8 protein-coding genes, 1 tRNA gene and 1 pseudogene are annotated in these 13,189 nt (G+C 73.6%); 4 read left to right on the top strand and 6 right to left on the bottom strand.

The window, feature by feature from the left end; all coding sequences use genetic code 11:
- Positions 1–100 precede the first annotated feature (100 nt).
- Entirely contained in the window at positions 101–1,300 is a 1,200-nt protein-coding gene (locus FHR78_RS12850; protein WP_166760940.1) for an aminotransferase class I/II-fold pyridoxal phosphate-dependent enzyme, read from the top strand.
- Positions 1,301–1,423: 123 nt separating this feature from the next.
- Here FHR78_RS12850 and FHR78_RS12845 read toward each other — a convergent pair whose 3' ends face one another.
- The 4 genes from FHR78_RS12845 to FHR78_RS12830 all read right to left on the bottom strand — a co-directional run bounded on the left by FHR78_RS12845 (position 1,424) and on the right by FHR78_RS12830 (position 7,098).
- Positions 1,424–2,545: a glycerate kinase gene (locus FHR78_RS12845; RefSeq protein WP_166760939.1), complete on the bottom strand. Its 1,122-nt coding sequence runs from the start codon at positions 2,543–2,545 to the stop codon at positions 1,424–1,426.
- Between the two features lie 153 nt (positions 2,546–2,698).
- Positions 2,699–2,775: transfer RNA gene (locus FHR78_RS12840), tRNA-Met, on the bottom strand.
- A 124-nt stretch (positions 2,776–2,899) separates the two neighbouring features.
- Positions 2,900–5,821, bottom strand: coding sequence for a UPF0182 family membrane protein (locus FHR78_RS12835; protein WP_432207158.1), 2,922 nt, complete (start codon positions 5,819–5,821; stop codon positions 2,900–2,902).
- Positions 5,822–5,988: 167 nt separating this feature from the next.
- Positions 5,989–7,098 (bottom strand): S16 family serine protease, encoded by a 1,110-nt coding sequence (locus FHR78_RS12830; protein ID WP_166761168.1) that lies wholly within the window; start codon positions 7,096–7,098, stop codon positions 5,989–5,991.
- Positions 7,099–7,196: 98 nt separating this feature from the next.
- On the opposite strand from FHR78_RS12830, the gene FHR78_RS12825 reads away from it, so the two are divergent.
- Both FHR78_RS12825 and FHR78_RS15265 read left to right on the top strand, forming a co-directional pair.
- The gene (locus FHR78_RS12825) at positions 7,197–8,573 is read left to right on the top strand and encodes a zinc-dependent metalloprotease (RefSeq protein ID WP_166760937.1); all 1,377 of its coding nucleotides are present in this window, start codon (positions 7,197–7,199) and stop codon (positions 8,571–8,573) included.
- Positions 8,574–8,709: 136 nt separating this feature from the next.
- Positions 8,710–9,444 (top strand): annotated as a pseudogene (locus FHR78_RS15265) (hypothetical protein); the annotation flags it as partial.
- Here the strand turns inward: FHR78_RS15265 and FHR78_RS12820 are convergent.
- Positions 9,431–11,143 carry an ATP-dependent helicase gene (locus tag FHR78_RS12820; RefSeq protein ID WP_347878202.1) on the bottom strand — a complete coding sequence of 571 codons (1,713 nt, stop codon included), beginning with the start codon at positions 11,141–11,143 and terminating at the stop codon, positions 9,431–9,433. The pseudogene FHR78_RS15265 and the gene FHR78_RS12820 overlap by 14 nt on opposite strands.
- Positions 11,140–12,072 (bottom strand): NAD(+) diphosphatase, encoded by a 933-nt coding sequence (gene nudC / locus FHR78_RS12815; RefSeq protein WP_166760936.1) that lies wholly within the window; start codon positions 12,070–12,072, stop codon positions 11,140–11,142. Before nudC ends, FHR78_RS12820 begins: the two co-directional genes overlap by 4 nt.
- 74 nt (positions 12,073–12,146) lie before the next feature.
- On the opposite strand from nudC, the gene FHR78_RS12810 reads away from it, so the two are divergent.
- Positions 12,147–13,142 carry a phosphotransferase gene (locus FHR78_RS12810; RefSeq protein ID WP_166760935.1) on the top strand — a complete coding sequence of 332 codons (996 nt, stop codon included), beginning with the start codon at positions 12,147–12,149 and terminating at the stop codon, positions 13,140–13,142.
- The last annotated feature ends 47 nt before the right edge of the window (positions 13,143–13,189 follow it).

Genomic DNA, 13,189 nt, shown 5'->3' with positions numbered 1-13,189 from the left:
ACCCGCCTGGGAGCGGGCTGCGGCCAGCTTATGGGTCCGCTGACGTGAGCCCGCCGGGGACCGCGGGGCGGGACCCTCGTCCGGGTACGGTGACAGCACCATGACTGGACCTGCCCCCTGGGAACGAGCCGCCCGCGGCGCCATGCTGCTCGACGAGACGGGACGCGCGGCGCCGACGATCTTCGCCGAGATGTCGGCGCTCGCCGCGCGCACCGGCGCCGTGAACCTGGGCCAGGGGTTCCCCGACGAGGACGGGCCCCGGGCCGTGCTCGACGCCGCGCACGCCGCCCTCGACGCCGGTCGCAACCAGTACCCGCCCGGCCGCGGCGTGCCCGAGCTGCTCGACGCCGTCGCCGAGCACCAGCGGCGGTTCTACGGGATCGACCTCGACCCGGCGCGCGAGGTGCTCGTGACGGCCGGCGCGACCGAGGCCCTCGCCGCGACGATCCTCGCGCTGGTGGACGACGGCGACGAGGTCGTGACGCTCGAGCCCTTCTACGACGCCTACGGCGCCCTCGTCGGCCTCGCGGGCGGGGTGCACCGCACGGTGGCGATGCACGGGCCGGAGTTCGTCGTCGACCACGACGAGCTGCGGGCGGCGTTCTCGTCCCGCACCGCCCTGGTCGTGGTGAACGACCCGCACAACCCGACCGGGACCGTGCTCGACGCGGCGACCCGCCAGCTGATCGTCGACCTCGCGCGACAGCACGACGCGGTCGTCGTCACCGACGAGGTCTACGAGCACCTGCTCTTCGACGGCGCCGCCCACGTGCCGCTCTCGACGCTGCCCGGCGCCGCCGAGCGGACCCTGAGCATCTCGAGCGGCGGCAAGACCTTCAGCACCACGGGCTGGAAGATCGGCTGGCTCACCGGGCCCGAGCACCTCGTGTCCCGCGTGCTGACGGTCAAGCAGTACCTCACCTTCGTCAACGGCTCGGTGTTCCAGCCGGCGATCGCGGTCGGGCTCGGCCTGCCCGACGAGTGGTACCGGCAGCTCGCCGCCGGCCTCCAGCGCAAGGCCGAGCTGCTGACCGAGGGGCTCCTCGCCGCGGGCTTCTCGGTCGCGCCCTCACGCGGCGGCTACTTCGTCGTCGCCGACGCGGCCCCCCTCGGCTTCGACGACGCCGCCGACCTCTGCCGGCGCCTGCCCGAGCTGGCCGGCGTCGTCGGCGTGCCCGTCAGCGCGTTCTGCCACGAGGAGGCGGCGGCCGAGCACGCGAGCCGCATCCGGTTCGCGTTCTGCAAGCGCACCGAGGTGCTCGAGCGGGCCGCACGCGGGCTGGCGGGCCTGCGCGTCTGACGGGCCTGAGTGTCTGACGGGCCTGCGCCGCGCCTCCTCGGCTCGGCCGTCGCCATCAGCGTCAGCCTCGGCGTAGGCGTCGCCGGGAGCCGGCCGCGGGTGCGCCCGTCCGCCGCGGACCGGTCACCGCGCGGCGCGGTCCCCCGCGTCGCCCCGGCCCGCCTGCTCGGCCAGCCGCGCCCCGGCCGCCTCGAGCCACCGCTCGGGCTCGGCCTGCGAGGCGGCCGCGCCCCCGGCGAGGTCGGACGTGGACACGACGTCGACGAACCCCTCTGTGCCCGCCTGCACCTGACCGGCGACGAGCGCGACCGGCACCTCGTGGGCACGGGCCGAGGAGGCGACCCACGACACGAGCTTGCCTCCCGCCGTCTGCGCGTCGAACCGCCCCTCCCCGGTGACGACGAGGTCCGCCCCCGCGACGAGGCGGTCGAGGCCCACGGCCTCCGACACCGCGGCGGCGCCCGAGACGAGCGACGCTCCCCAGACGAGCAGGCCGAAGCCCGTGCCGCCCGCGGCCCCGGCGCCCGGCGTGCCAGGGTCGACGTCGACGAGGTCCGCGAAGGCGCGCAGCGACCGGTCCAGGGCCAGGACGTCGTCGGGCCCGGCGCCCTTCTGCGGCCCGAAGACGGCGGCGGCCCCGGTCGCCCCGAACAGCGGCGCCGTGACGTCGGTCCAGGCCACGACGCCGCCCTCGGGCAGCGGCCGCAGGCCCGTGAGGTCGATGCGGGCAGCCTCGACGAGGCCGTGCGCGCCGTCCCGGACGGGCTCGCCCAGCGAGTCGAGGAGGCGCGCGCCGAGCTCGACGAGCACTCCGGCTCCCCCGTCGGTCGAGGCGCTGCCGCCGAGCCCGACGACCAGTCGCGTCGCGCCGGCGTCGAGGGCCGCGGCGAGCACCCGGCCGAGCCCGCGCGTGTGCGCGTCGTAGGGCAAGGGCTCGGAGAGCAGGCCGAGGCCGCTCGCCGAGGCCAGCTCGGCCACGGCCGTGCCGTCGGGCAGCACGATCCAGGAGGCGCCCACCGGCCGCCCGTCCGGCCCCGGGACCTCGAGGTGGTGGCGCACGCACCCGGGCAGGGCGGCCTCGAGCGCGTCGAGGGTGCCCTCGCCCCCGTCGGCCAGGGGGAGCTCGGTGAGGACGTCGTCGGGCCGCGCCGAGCGCCAGCCCCGGGCGAGGGCGGCGGCGACCGCTGCGGCGCCCGCGCTCCCCTTGAAGGAGTCGGGTGCGACGACGACGGCGAGTCCGGACACGTGCTCACCCTGGCACAGCGCGACCGCTCGGCGCGAGGGACGTCGTGTCCGAGAACGACAGGGGCCCGGGGAACGACACGGGCCTCGTAACGACACAGCCCCGGGAACGACAGAAGCCCTGACCGAGTGGTCAGGGCTTCTGTGGTGACGCGTTGGTTGCGGGGGCAGGATTTGAACCTACGACCTCTGGGTTATGAGCCCAGCGAGCTACCGAACTGCTCCACCCCGCGGCACGAGAAGAAACTTATCACGAGATGCAGGCCCGTCCAAATCGAGCCCGGGCGGGGCCGGACGGACGACGACGGCCGCCCCTCGACGAGTCGAGGAGCGGCCGTCGGGTCGACGGTCAGCGCGTCACTGGCCGCTGGCCGCCACGGCGTCCTCGAGGGCGGTCTGGAGGCGCTGGTCGGCCTCGGCCGCCGCCACCAGGTCGTTCGAGGCGTAGGCCGCCGCACGGTCGTCGAGCGCGGACTGGGCGTCGGCCAGGGCCGCGTTCAGCGCCGCGTTGCCGGTCGTGCCCGAGCCGGAGCCCGAGCCTGCGTCCGGGGCCGGCGTCGACGTGCCCGGGTCGGTCGCCCCGGAGTCGGCACCGGCGTCGCCGCCGGTGTCGGTCGAGGTGCCGTCGTCGGTCTCGGGCACGGCGTCGTCACCGGCGACCGCTCCCGAGTTGCCGCCGAACAGCGAGTCGAGCGCGCCGTTCAGGGTGTCCTCGAAGGCGATCTTCTCGCCGAACGAGACCAGCACCTTCTGCAGCACCGGGTACGACGTCTCGGAGTTCGACTTGACGTAGATCGGCTGCACGTAGAGCAGGCCGCCGCCGACGGGCAGGGTCAGCAGGTTGCCGCGCACGACGCTCGTGTCGCCGCGCGTCAGCAGCGCCAGCTGGTTGGCCACGGCCGTGTCGGTGTTGAAGTTGTTCTGCACCTGGCCCGGGCCGGGGACCGTGTCGGTCTTCGGCAGGGTCAGCAGCGAGAGCTTGCCGTAGTCGGGCGAGATCTCGCCCGGCGTCGAGCCGGCGTCCGCGTTGGCCGCCAGGTAGCCCGTCAGGACGTTCCGCGCGTTCTCGCCCGACTGCTGCGGGATGTACGTGGAGTAGATCGAGAAGGCGGGATCCTGGTCGGGCAGCTGCAGCGTCAGGTAGTACGGCGGCTGCAGCGGCGGGCTCGCCGCGTTGCTCGTCGGCTCGTTCGGGGTGACCCACGCGTCGTCGCTCGAGTAGAACGAGTCGGCGTCGGTCACGTGGTACGTGCCGAGGATGGCGCGCTGCACCTTGAACATGTCCTGTGGGTAGCGGACGTGCTGCATTAGCTCGACGCTCATGTCGCTGAGCGGGCTGATCGTCGACGGGAAGATCTTCTCCCACGTCTTGAGGATCGGGTCCTCGGTGTCCCACGCGTAGAGGTCGACCGATCCGTCGTAGGCGTCGACCGTGGCCTTGACCGAGTTGCGGATGTAGTTGATCTCGTTCGACGCGTAGACCGGTCGCTCGGTGTACGTGTCGGCGATCGCGTCGGACAGGGCCTGGGGCTTCGAGTACGGGTACTCGCGGGTGGTCGTGTACGCGTCGACGATCCACTTGACCTTGCCGTCGACGACGGCCGGGTACGGCGCGCTGTCGATGGTCAGGTACGGCGCGACCTTCTGCACGCGCTGAGCCGGGTCGCGGTCGTAGAGGATCTGCGAGCCGTCGTTGACGGCGTCGGAGAGGAACACCTGCTCGGACTGGAACTTGATGGCGTAGATGAGCTTCTTGAAGGCGCTGTCGAGCTTGGGCCCGCCGTCGCCGTCGAAGGTCGTCGTCTGGTTCGTGCCGTTGTCGTTGCTGCCCGACGGGTAGTCGAGCTCGATGTCGTCGCCGCCGTCGCCGCCGACGATCGAGTACGTGGGCGACTCCTGGCCGAAGTAGATGCGCGGCTCGTAGGTGTCGGCGTCGCCGAGGGCGCCGTTGACGGGGATGCCCGACTCGAGGAACACGGGCTGCCCGTCGGCCGAGCGCTGGTTGCCGTACGCGGCGACCACGCCGTAGCCGTGCGTGTAGACGAACGTCGTGTTGTAGGGCGTCGCCGAGCTGCCGAGCTGGTCGGTGTTCAGCTCGCGCACCGCGATGACGGTGTCCTGGGTGGCGCCGTCGATCGTGTAGCGGTCGACCGAGAGCTGCTCGGGGAAGCTGTAGTACTGGCGGTACTGCTGCAGCTGCGCGAAGGCGTCGGTGACGAGCGCCGGGTCGATGATGCGGATGTTCGCGGTGGTGACCGCGTCGCCCGCGAGGGCGCCGGCCTCGGCGTCCGAGACCGCGTCGTACGGCTGCTCCTCGACGTCCGAGACGCCGTAGGCGTCACGGGTGGCCTGGATGTTGCGGTCGATGTAGGTGGACTCGACCGTGCGCTCGCTCGGCTCGACCGTGAACCGCTGGACGACCCAGGGGTAGATGCCGCCCACGATGATGCTGATGATGATCAGCGCGGCCGTGCCGATGACCGAGAGGCGCCAGCGGCCGATGATCGCCGTGACGACGAACAGCACCGCGACGACGGCCGCGGCCAGCGCCAGGATCTGCTTGCCGGGGATGCCCGCCGCGACGTCGGTGTAGGTCGCGCCGGTGATGATCTTGTTGGTGCCGTCGGACAGCGTCGCGTACTGGTCGAGCCAGAGGCTGACGCCCTGCAGCAGCAGGTAGACGGCGGCGGTGACCGCGAGCTGGATGCGGGCGACGCGCGAGATGCGCACGTCACGGCCCGAGAAGCGGAGGGCGCCGTAGAGGTAGCTCGTCGCCACCGCGGCGATGCCGCTGATGAGGACGACGGCCGACGCGAAGCCGACGACCCCCTGGTAGAAGGGCAGCTCGAAGACGTAGAAGCCGATGTCGAGGCCGAACTGCGGGTCGGTCTCGCCGAACGGGGTCCGGTTCAGCCACTGCAGGGTCGTCTGCCAGTTCGTCGACGTCGCGATGCCGGCGAAGAGGCCGAGCACGACCGGGACGCCGATCACGACGACGCGGCGGAGGGGCTCGATGACCTGCTGGTAGCGGTCGAGCTGCGAGTTCAGCTTCGCGTAGACCGGTCGGAACCGGAACGCGACCTCGATGCTCACCCAGACCGGGACGGCCATGGCCACGAAGCCGACGAAGAACATCGCCGCGCCCGCCAGCCACTGGGTCGTCAGGACGGTCGAGAAGCCCAGCTGGTCGTACCAGAGGAAGTCCGTCAGGAGCGACGAGAAGATGAAGAAGGCGATGACCAGGGCGGCGAGGACCGCCACCGTCACCAGGACGGGCAATCGGGGCGAGCGTCGTGCGGGTCGCGACGATGCGGGTGACGTCAAGTGGCTGCTCCTGGATCAGGGGACGTGGACGGCCATCCTACGGGCGGCGCTCCCGCGCTGCCTGCGAGCCCGCCCATGGTCTCCGACGCCTCTCTCACGGCGCCCGCCGCGCCTCCTCGGGGCTAGGGCGCCTCGCAGGTCGCCAGGGCGCCCGTGTCGCCCCCGTCGGCCACCGTCTCGAGGGTCGTGACGGCGTCGTCGAGGGTGCCCACGGAGTAGACGTCGAGACCGTCGGGCACGTGGCCGACGACCTCGTCGCAGTTCGAGCTCGGGGCCAGGAACACGGTGGCGCCGGCGTCGCGGGCGCCGTACAGCTTCTGGCGGATGCCGCCGATCGGCCCGACCGTGCCCGAGGCCGTGATCGTGCCCGTGCCGGCGACGCGCTCGCCCCCGTTGAGCTCGCCCGGGGTCGTCTTGTCGATGATGCCGAGGGCGAACATCATGCCCGCGCTCGGCCCGCCCACCTTGTCGAGCCGCAGGGTGACGTCGAAGGGGAACGTGTAGTCGACGCTGACGCCGACCCCCAGCAAGGAGGTGCCCTGCACCTCTTGAGGAGTGATCGACTCGGTCTCGCGCTGGCCGGCGCGCTCGACCACGACCTCGGCGGGCGAGTCCGACCCGTTGTCGGCCACGACGGCCCGCAGGGCGTCGACGTCGCCGTTGGTCGTGAGGTCGCGCCCGTTGACGCTGACGAGCACGTCGCCCTCTCGGAGGACGCCCTCGGACGGGCTGCCGGCGGAGACCTGGCTGACCGTGACGACGCTCGGGACCTGGTAGCCCTCGTGCACGAGGGCAGCCGCGATCGCGGACTTCTGGGAGTTCTGCATGTCGACGGCGTTCTGCTCGTCGACCTGCTCGTTCGAGACGCCCGACGGGTAGATGGCCTCGACGGGCACGACGGCGCGGCTGGGCGAGAACCACGAGCCGACGACCTCGATCCAGCTCGGCCGCACCGACTCGTTGCCCTGCACGCTGACGGTGAGCAGGTCGAGCGACCCTGCGGTCGGGTACGTCTCGGCGCCCTCGACGGTGATGAGCGGGGCGTCCTCGCCCTCGTACTCGGCGGAGCCCAGGGTGTCGAAGACCGGGCCGGGCTGCTCGATGAGGTACGGCGACGGGATGAACGTGAGGGCCAGTCCGGAGACCAGCGCGACGCCCAGCAGGGACCAGCCGAGGCGGCCGGAGCGGCGGCCGCCCGCGACCGTGCGGCTCGGGGGCGTGAAGAGGGCCACGGGGTTCCTTTCGCTGTTCGCCACGGGCGCAGCGACGGACCCTGGGGCAAGGGCCGGGATCCAGGCTGATCCTGCGGCCACGAGCTAGCGTAGCCACCATGACCGATGATCCGCAGCGCGAGCCTGAGGACGAGTTCCGCGACATGCTCCGCCAGTTCCTGTCCGGCGACTCCGAGATCGACCCGTCGCAGCTGGCCGGGGCCGCGGGGCTCCCGAACGACCCGGCCTTCGTCGCGCGCCTGATGAGCCAGCTGCAGTCCGCGGTGGCCCGCAGCGGCGACGGCATCGACTGGTCGGTCGCCACCGACCAGGCCGCCGCCGTCGGCACGCAGTCGGCCGTCGAGACGAGCCCCGCCGACGAGCGCGCGCTCGAGCAGGCCTTCCACGTCGCGGCCCTCTGGCTCGACGACGTCACCTTCGTCTCCGAGCTCACCGTCGCGCCCCGGCTCGTCACCCGCTCGGAGTGGGCGCGGCTCTCGATGCCCGTCTGGACGCAGCTGGCCGAGCCGGTCGCCGAGTCCATCGCCGACTCGCTCACGAACGTCCTGCGCGAGCAGGCCCCCGAAGAGATGCAGCAGCTCCTCGCCGGCGCGAGCCAGGTCATGCGCAGCGTCGGGGGCACCCTCTTCGCGATGCAGCTCGGCCAGGTCGTCGGCCAGCTCTCGACCGAGGTCGTCTCCGGCGGCGACGTCGGCATCCCCCTCCTCGACGACCAGCAGGCCGCCCTCGTGCCGCAGAACGTCGCGGCCTTCGGCGAGGGCCTCGAGATCGAGGCCGACCAGGTGCAGCTCTACCTCGCCGTGCGCGAGCTCGCGCACGCGCGCCTGTTCCGCCACGCCCGGTGGCTGCGGCTGCACCTCATCTCGTCGATCCGCGAGTTCGCCCAGGGCATCCGCATCGACACCGCCCGCCTCGAGGAGCTCGCGGTCGACTTCGACCCGTCCGACCCGGGCGAGCTCCGGGACGCCCTCGCCAGCGGCGCCCTCATCCCGCCGAAGACGGACGAGCAGCTCGCCGCCCTCGGCCGGCTCGAGACCACCCTGGCCCTGATCGAGGGCTGGGTCGACGTCGTCACCGCCCAGGCGACGGCGCGCCTCCCGCGGTCCGCCGCGATCGCGGAGGCCGTGCGCCGCCGTCGCGCCGCCGGCGGACCGGCCGAGTCGGCGTTCTCGACGCTCGTCGGCCTCGAGCTCCGCCCGCGTCGCCTGCGCGAGGCCGCGGCCATGTGGGCCGCCGTCACCGAGGCTGTGGGGCCCGAGCAGCGCGACGCGCTCTGGTCGCACCCGGACATCGTCCCGACCAGCGCCGACGTCGACGACCCGCAGGCCCTCGTCGCCCGGCTCACGGCGGGCGAGCCCGCCTTCGACGACGTCGACCAGGCCATCGAGGACCTCCTCAACGACACGAGCGACGACCGCCCGCGCGAGGCGGAGGACGGCTCGGCGGACGAGCCCGGTCCCTCCCCCGCCTCCTGACCCGGGCAGCCCGTCCGGGTTGCCTGTGGAGAACCCGACGAGCCCGGCCGACCTCGGCCAGGCTCGTGGGGTGCCTCGCCCTGCTCCCCTCCGCCTCCCGTCCCGCGCCCCCGTCGTCTGGCGTGACCCCACGTCGATGCAGATCGGCGTCGAGCACGTCCACGCCGTCGTCGACCGGGTGACCACGGGGCAGGCGGCGTTCCTGTCGGCGGTGGCCGAGGGCCGGGGCGACGGGGGCACCTCGGCCGTGGTCGCGCAGGTGGGCTGCGACCCCGCCGAGGCGGCCGAGCTCGTCCGGCGTCTCGGCGCCGTCGTCGTGGCAGCCCCCGCCGGCGGCCCCGACCGCCGGTCCCGGCCCGTCGTCCGGCTGGCGGGCTCCGGACCGCTGGCCGACGAGGTCGGACGCCTCGTCGAGTCGGCGTCGGTCGGGGTGCTGCTCGAGGACGGCGAGTCCGCGGCCGCGGCCCCGAGGCCCTCCCCCGCGGCTGCGCGGCACGTGGGGGTGCTCGTCGCCGGGCTCGTGCCCGACCCCGTGGTCTCGGCCGAGTGGCTGCGGCGCGACGTGCCCCACGTCGTCGTCCGGACGGGCGACCGGTCCGTCCGCGTGGGGCCGGTGGTCGTGCCCGGGGCGACGGCGTGCTGCCGCTGCCTCCACCTGCACGACGGCGACCGCGACCCGGCCTGGCCTGCGATCGCCGGTCAGCTGCTGGGGGCGCCCGTGCCGCCGGTCCCCCTGCTCGCCGCTCGCGACGCCGCCGTGCGGGCCGCGCGACGGGCGGTCCTGCTCGCGCACGACGGCGACGAGGCCGAGGGGCGCCTCGACGAGGTCGTCCGCATCGACCTCGAGACGCTCGAGGTCAGCTCGTCGGTCGTGCGGCCGCATCCCGGCTGCGGGTGCGGAGCTCCTCCAGGAACCGGCTCGGACGACGCTCGCCGCCCCGGCCCTGTCCGCTCGGGGCCCACGAGAGGCGCAGCCGCTCGCGCGCGCGGGTGATGCCGACGTAGAGCAGGCGGCGCTCCTCGTCGATCGCCTCGAGTCCCTTCGCGTAGCTGATGGGCACGAGGCCCTCGCTGAGACCGACGAGGTAGACGCTCCGCCACTCGAGGCCCTTGGCCGAGTGCAGCGTCGCCAGGGTGACCGCCGCCATGGTCGGCTCGTGCTGTCCGGCCTGCCGGGCGAGCAGCTCGTCGACGAACTGCACGAGGGTGGTGCCCTCGGGCGAGGCCTCGGCGAGGCCCATCAGCGCGTTCAGCGACTCCCACCGGTCGCGCAGCGCGCCGCGCTGCTCGGGGGCGTCCTGCATCCAGCCCAGCGAGCGGAGCACGTCGCTGACCGTCTTGAAGAGGGGCTCGCCGACGATGCTGACGGAGGCCCCCTTGAGCATCATCACCGCCTCCTTCACCTCGCGCAGGTCGAAGAACCGGGTCGCCCCGTGGATGCGCGTCGAGACGCCCACGTCGGCGAGGGCCCGCTCGAGGGCGGCGGCCTGGACGTTCACGCGGTAGAGCACCGCGATCTCCTCGGGCAGCACGCCGCCGCGGATCTCGTCGGCGATGGTCTGGGCGACGCCCCGGGCCTCGGCCATGTCGGTGGGGTACTGCACGACGGGCGGGACCGGCCCGCCCGACTCGACGGCCGGGTGCAGGTGCAGCGCGCCGGGCCGGCCGCGCATGAGCTGGTTCGCCGTGTCGACGATCTGCCGGGTCGAGCGGTAGTTCTGCTCGAGGCGCACGACGGTGGCGTCGTCGTAGCGCGACCCGAAGCCGAGCAGGTAGTCGGCCGAGGCGCCCGCGAACGAGTAGATCGTCTGGCTGGCGTCGCCCACGACGCACAAGTCGTTGCGGTCGCCGAGCCAGAGCTCGAGCAGCTCCTGCTGCAGGGGCGAGACGTCCTGGTACTCGTCGACGACGAAGAAGCGGTACTGCTCGCGCACCTGCTGCGCGACGCGCGGCTCCAGCTGCAGCATGCCCACCGTCGCGAGCAGCACGTCCTCGAAGTCGAGCTGGCGGCGCTCGTCCTTGATGTCCTCGTAGGCACGGTGCAGGTCGACCGCCTTCTCGACGCTCAGCGCCTGCGGCAGGGCCCGGGAGTGCGCGGCGACCGCGTACTGCTCGACCGTGAGGCGCGAGACCTTGCGCCACTCGATCTCGCCGGCGGTGTCGCGCAGCGAGGCGGTGTCGAGCTTGAGGCCCACCCGCTCGGCCGCGTGCGCCAGCAGCTTGCCCTTGCTGTCGATGAGGCGCGGCATCTGCCCGCCCATCGTCTGGGGCCAGAAGTACGACAGCTGCGACAGCGCCGAGGCGTGGAAGGTGCGGGCGGAGACCCCGCCCGCGCCCAGCTGACGGAGGCGCCCCCTCAGCTCGGCCGCCGCGCGCGACGTGAAGGTGAGGGCCATGACCCGGCCGGGCGCGTACACGCCCGTGGCCACCCCGTAGGCGATGCGGTGCGTGATGGCGCGCGTCTTGCCGGTGCCCGCGCCGGCGAGCATGCAGACGGGGCCGAGCAGCCGCCGGGCGGCCTCGCGCTGCTGCTCGTCGAGACCGGCGATGAGGGAGGCGGCGTCGGTCACTGGTCGAGCTCGGCGCCGAACCAGTCCTCGATGATGGCTCGGGCGATGGACGTGCGGCCGGGCAGCAGCACCTCGCCGAGCGAGGCGGCGAGCTCGTCGCGGCTGAACCAGCGGAGGTCGAGGATCTCGGCGCCGTCGGGCTGCAGGGTGCCCGGGTCGTCGACGTCGACGCGCGCGGTGAAGCCGAGCATGAGGCTGGCCGGGAAAGGCCACGGCTGCGACCCGACGTAGCGGGGGTCGATCACCTTGACGCCGCTCTCCTCGAAGATCTCGCGCTGCACGGCGTGCTCGAGCGACTCGCCCGGCTCGACGAAGCCCGCGAGCAGCGACCACCGGTTCGACTCCCACAGCGCGTTCGAGCCGAGGAGGAGGCGGTCGTCCGCGTCGGTGACGCCCACGATGATCGCCGGGTCGGTCCGCGGGAAGACCTCGTGGCCGTCGTCGCCGTCGCGGCCGACCCAGCCGGCCTTGGCGCTCACGAGCGGGCGCCCGGTGCGGGGCGAGAAGCGGTGCGAGTCGTGCCAGTTGGCGAGCGCCACGGCCTCGACGGCCAGCCCGGCGTCGCGGTCGCCGAGACGCGTGCCCACGGCGCGGACGCTGCTCCAGTCGTCGTCCGACGCCGACAGCCGGGTCGCGGCCTCGTCGTCGAGCAGGGCGGCGACGAGGGGCGTGCCCACCGGCTCGGGAGCCTCGGCGTCGAGCGACCGGCCGAGGTAGAGCCACGTGCGCGCCTCGGGGACCTGCGCCGGCGGCAGCAGCGCCAGGCGGTCGTCGGCGGCCATCAGGAGGCGTCCGCCCCGCACCGGCAGCACCCGTGTCTCGTCGGACGCGAGCAGCTCGGCGATGGCGTCGGGCCGTTCGCGCGTCAGGTAGTCGCGGTCGACCTGGTGACGGGAGAGGGGCAGCCGGGACGTGAGCGGCGAGGACATCGGACGACCAATCATCGCGAGTTGACAGCGTGGCGAACGGCGGGGCACCGGACACTGCGGCCTACCCTGAGGGCATGGCCAGATCTCACCTCACTCTAGCCGCGTTGGCCACGGCCGCCGTCGCCGACCTCGACGTCCGAACGACGGCTCCGCACGGCTCCGCGACCGGTGACGTCGACTCCGCGCTGCTCACCACCGCGGCCGGCGACGAGCTGATCGTCCGCGTCCCGCGCTCGCAGCGCGCGGAGGCCCAGCAGTCCGCCGACCTCGTCGCCCTGCGCGCGCTCAGCGCCGGCGTCCGGGGCCGCCTGCCCTTCGCCGTCCCGACCTACCGGGGCCAGGCCCCGGTCGGCCGCACCCGCGGCATCGTCTACGACTTCATCGCCGGCACGCACCTGCGCATCGCGCAGGTGACGGCGGGCTCCGGCCTGCCCGCCGCGCTGGGCCGGGGCGTCGCCGCGATCCACGCGCTGCCCACGAGCTTCGTCACCGACGCGGGCCTCACCAGCCACACGCCCTTCGAGGCCATGCGCTCGACGGCCTCCCTGGTCGACCGGGCGGCGTCGACGCGGCTCCTCCCCGCGGCCCTGCTCGAGCGCTGGGAGGCGGCGATCCAGGACCACGTGCTCTGGCAGTTCCAGCCCACCGTCGTCAACGGCTCGCTCGAGGCGGCGTCGTTCCTCGTCGTCGACGGCGCCCCCACGGGGCTGCTGGGCTGGCACGACCTCCAGGTCGGCGACCCGGCCCGCGACCTGGCCTGGCTGCTCGGCGCCGGCCCGGAGGCCGTCGACGCCGCGTTCGAGGCCTACAACACGGCCCGCGGCACGAGCGACCACCAGCTCCGACGCCGCGCCACGCTCTACCGCGAGCTCGACCTCGCCAAGTGGCTGCTGCACGGCACGGCGACCAAGAACACGGCCGTCGTCGACGACGCCGTGGGCATGATGGCCGCGCTCGTCGACCGGCTGCAGTCGACCGAGGGCGGTTCGATCTCGTCCGACTCGACGGCCGCCCTCGACCTCGACGGCGTCGAGGAGCTGCTCACCACCACCGAGCGCCGTCACGGCTGACCCGGCACGGCACCTCCGGGACGTGCGCGCCCGGGTCGGCCGCGCCT

The organism is Frigoribacterium faeni, from assembly GCF_011761235.1.
Classification (GTDB): Bacteria; Actinomycetota; Actinomycetes; order Actinomycetales; family Microbacteriaceae; genus Frigoribacterium; species Frigoribacterium faeni_A.
This window is presented reverse-complemented; position numbering and strand designations above follow the sequence as displayed.

Bases quoted from the DNA above. Each gene is read 5' to 3' on its own strand.
- nudC (WP_166760936.1), bottom strand. From the start codon at position 12,072: ATGTCCTCGCCGCTCACGTCCCGGCTGCCCCTCTCCCGTCACCAGGTC.
- FHR78_RS12825 (WP_166760937.1), top strand. From the start codon at position 7,197: ATGACCGATGATCCGCAGCGCGAGCCTGAGGACGAGTTCCGCGACATG.
- FHR78_RS12810 (WP_166760935.1), top strand. From the start codon at position 12,147: ATGGCCAGATCTCACCTCACTCTAGCCGCGTTGGCCACGGCCGCCGTC.
- FHR78_RS12850 (WP_166760940.1), top strand. From the start codon at position 101: ATGACTGGACCTGCCCCCTGGGAACGAGCCGCCCGCGGCGCCATGCTG.